At 30.0% G+C, this 3,158-nt stretch carries 3 protein-coding genes; 2 read left to right on the top strand and 1 reads right to left on the bottom strand.

The annotated features are described in order from the left end of the window. Nucleotides 1-51 precede the first annotated feature (51 nt). Nucleotides 52-1,311: an ABC transporter substrate-binding protein gene (locus tag A3M9_RS0112135; RefSeq protein ID WP_027309419.1), complete on the bottom strand. Its 1,260-nt coding sequence runs from the start codon at nucleotides 1,309-1,311 to the stop codon at nucleotides 52-54. Nucleotides 1,312-1,472: 161 nt separating this feature from the next. Here A3M9_RS0112135 and A3M9_RS0112130 point away from each other — a divergent pair, with 161 nt between their 5' ends. Further along, the gene (locus A3M9_RS0112130) at nucleotides 1,473-2,372 is read left to right on the top strand and encodes a VCBS repeat-containing protein (protein WP_027309418.1); all 900 of its coding nucleotides are present in this window, start codon (nucleotides 1,473-1,475) and stop codon (nucleotides 2,370-2,372) included. 42 nt (nucleotides 2,373-2,414) lie between these two features. Then, nucleotides 2,415-3,080: a hypothetical protein gene (locus A3M9_RS0112125; protein WP_027309417.1), complete on the top strand. Its 666-nt coding sequence runs from the start codon at nucleotides 2,415-2,417 to the stop codon at nucleotides 3,078-3,080. Nucleotides 3,081-3,158: the final 78 nt, after the last annotated feature.

Genomic DNA, 3,158 nt, shown 5'->3' with positions numbered 1-3,158 from the left:
CTTACCACCCTAAAAATTTTCAAGTGCGAAATCTCTGATAATATAGCTCCCCTATTGTTGATATATAAGCTTTAGTATCTTATCCCACGCCTCTTTATATTTTACTCTTCCCTCAAGCATATCATATAAAACCTTAGACAACACATCAAGCATATTGGTTGGAATGTTATCCATAAACACAACACTATTTTTATCAGTAGCATTTAGATGATTTAAAAGCTTATCCTGAAGTTCATTATCATTGCTATTTGCACTTTTTAGTGGTGATATGTAGTTTGCCTCAACAAACTTCTTTTGGGCCTCCTCTGAAAGTAAAAATTCTATAAATGCCTGTGCATCCTTAGCATTTTTGCTCTTTTGGGATATTGCTATTGTTTGTCCTCCTGCACCTGCAAACATCGAAACTGGTTCATCAACAAATTTTAATGGTTCTGTAAAAACTGAATAATTGAAGTTTGTAGGCTTTATTTCATCTATTAGCTTTGCTGCCCAAGCACCAGCTGGAAGAATAGCAACCTTCCCCTTTATAAAATCATCAACACTTTGCCTGTAGTTTATATCGACACTTCCTTTAGAAAGTGCATTTGTATTTAACTTTTCAAATATTTCAAAGGACTTATCTATTCCCTTTAATGTAAGGTATCCATTTTTATCTGAATTATATTTTGATGCTACCTCTATTGAGCCTGTAGTTTGGGCATTGATTTGGCTAAATAAAATAGCAAGTGTCCAATTATCAAGGGCACCAACCTCCATTGGTGTAAATCCAAGAGACTTTAATTTTCTACATACGTCAAATAGTTCCTTCAATGTCTTTGGTTCCTGCAATTTGTATTTTTTAAACATATCAACATTATAGAAAAACTCTATAGTAAGTGGCATATCATTATATCCATATATCTTGTCGTTATACAGCCCATATGCTAAAGATACATCATAAACCTTTTTATCTAATTCTTTTTCAGTAAAAAATTGTGTTAAATCTGTAAGCATTCCTGCCTTTGCATATTCTATAATCTGTTGCCTTTTTAATCCTATTAAATCAACTTCACCCTTTGATATATCGCTTTTTATTTTATTTTCATCTCCATAGTCTGTTATAAGCTCTATCTTTACCTTATCATTTTTCTTTTGGTATTCCTCTATTATTTTTTTATAAACCTCAATTATTTTTTCCTCACTCTTTGCACTATAAAATGTTGCAAATTTTATTGTAGTTTTTTCCTCCTTTTTATCCTTTCCCATAAGACCACAACCTGAGGTTGAAAATAACATTAAAATACCTAAAATAAACGATATTATTCTTTTCATCCTTTCGCCTCCTACTTATCTATGTTTAAATTTTAGTCAGCACAACATACATTATACAACTATTTGTATTAGATTTCCACAATAACAAAATTATTATTATTAGTATTTTACCACAAATATTTTTTTATATTACAACATATATATTAGTGGGAGGTGATTATATGAAATTAAGAATCTACGTAATAAAAAGAAAGCATTTAATCTGGGCTGCAATTATACTGGCTGTGATAATTATAGCGGCAATTATAATTGCATCAAGAGGTACAAATGAAACTATAAATAACATCGGTTCACAATATACAATTAAAGATGATATAAATAACGACGGAAAAATCGACAGCATAATAATTAATGTTGACAAAAAGACAAATGAATATAATGTAAGTGTTGCAATGAGCGATGGGAAAGGCTATATAATTGAAGCAGACAAAACTATAAAGACGCTCGGTTACTATTCTGAAGATTGGCCAATGCATATAACTGTAGACGATATCGATAATGACAAGATTAAAGAAATTGTAATCCAATCTAAGGATAAAACAGGCTCAATCTTAGGAATGTATAAATTTAATAATGACAAGTTTGAAAAGATGGCTTCAGGGAGATATTCAATATATGGATTAATTAAACACCCTGCTTCATCCAATAACTTCGTACTCTTAGGTACAAGAAATAATAATGGTATGAATTATAATTTATTTATTGCAAAGGAAGGAAAACTAGCTCCTGTACTTAGCACGCTAAATAATCTAACACTCGGAAAAGACACTATAGCATCCTTTATAGAATATGTAGAAAAGAAGGAGGTAGAAGCATTCAATCAAATTATAGACAACAAATTAACTTCAACTATTCAAAGCGGAAACTTTGAAGATGCAAAGCTATCAGAAGTTAAATACAACAAAGATGGTATGCCAACAGAAATAACTTATCTTGTAAGAACAAGTGTACAATCAAAGTCTGGAAATGAAGCTCTTGTTTATAAAGTTAGATTATCCCTATCTAAGGTAGAAGAAAAAGTACCAAAATATACTATTACAGATTTAAATATAGTTAAATAATATTTGTAAAGACTGCAAATACTATCTATGGAGGTAAGATATATGAAAAAAGTATTTGCAGTCCTTTTAATTTTCCTTTTTTTATCTTCCTGTTCAATACCAACATTTAAGAAAAATAAAATTAACACCGACAACATACTATACTCCTGCATTGGAGATTTTGACGGCGACTCAAGAGTTGACACAATTTATCTTAAAAAAGAAGATAACACAATAAAAATTGTATTAAAAAGCAAAAGAACAACTAAAACTCAAGATATAAAACTCAATATCGATAATTTTTATTGCAGCGTAGAAGACATAAATGACGACAAATGCGATGATTTTATAATTAATTCAATTGAGGATAACGTAGAAAACATATATATATTTACTTTTAAAGATGCTATTAAAGTGATTCTATCGCCTAATATAATAAGAGACCAAATAAACCTCATAAGAAAAGGCAGCATTTACACAGTATCCTTTGGGGATTACAAAAAACAAATTAACTCCAATGAGGAATTAAACCTTAAACTACTCTATTCAGAGACCGAATACACAGAACACGGAAAAGCAATTATAACAGAGGGCGTACTTGTAAATAAAAACAATCAACCACGCTACACAATTTCCATCACCTACAAAATAAAAAGCCTCGGAAGTGCCACCAAGAGCTCCGAAAAAATAGTGGCTTTTAATGACGTTTTTCATAAATATTCAACTTAATTTAATAAAATGCATAAAAAGTTATTAATGTAAAATGCGTAGCATTAAAAATATAGTAATATTTGTTAATTCAATCTA

It is taken from the genome of Caloramator sp. ALD01, from assembly GCF_000472625.1.
Lineage (GTDB): Bacteria > Bacillota > Clostridia > Clostridiales > Caloramatoraceae > Thermobrachium > Thermobrachium proteoclasticum.
Note: the sequence above shows the minus strand (reverse complement) of the source record. Positions and strands in the feature narration are given on the sequence as shown.